This is a genomic window from Mycobacterium sp. E1214 (assembly GCF_001666755.1).
In the GTDB taxonomy this organism is placed as follows: domain Bacteria; phylum Actinomycetota; class Actinomycetes; order Mycobacteriales; family Mycobacteriaceae; genus Mycobacterium.
Genome location: NZ_LZJC01000136.1, coordinates 1 through 539 on the forward strand (window position 1 = coordinate 1; position 539 = coordinate 539).

The following is a 539-nucleotide window of genomic DNA, read 5'->3' on the forward strand; positions in this document are numbered from 1 at the left end:
TCGTGGAATGCGTTGGCCGCGGAGCTGAACTCGGCCGCGCTGAACTACGAGAACGTGATCACGGCGCTGAGCAGCGAAGACTGGCTGGGCACCGCGTCGGCGGCGGCCGCGCAAGCAGCCCAGCCGTATGTGACGTGGCTGACCACGACGGCCGCGCAGGCCGAGGAGGCGGCCACCCAGGCCCAGGCCGCCGCGGCGGCGTACGAGACCGCGCTGGCTTCGTCGGTGCCGCCGCCGCTGATCGCGGCCAACCGCACCCAGGTGACCCAGCTGCAGGCCACCAACGTGCTGGGGCAGAACACCCCGCTGATCGCGCAGCTGGAGACCCAGTACGGCGAGTTCTGGGCCCAGGACGCCGCCGCGATGTACTCCTATGCCGGTCAGTCGGCGACGGCGTCGAAGGTGAGTACCTTCCAGAACGCCCCGGAGGTGGTCAACCCGTCGGGTCAGGCCAACCAGGCCGCCGCGACCAGCAACGCGACGGCCAACTCCACGGCGACCAGCACGACCAAGACCCTGCAGGCGCTGGCGCAGCCGGC

1 protein-coding gene is annotated in these 539 nt (G+C 71.2%); it reads left to right on the top strand.

Annotation, left to right across the window (positions count from 1 at the left end):
• Nucleotides 1-539: PPE family protein (locus tag A5700_RS18890; protein WP_156671297.1), on the top strand; the 539-nt coding region annotated here is incomplete at both ends.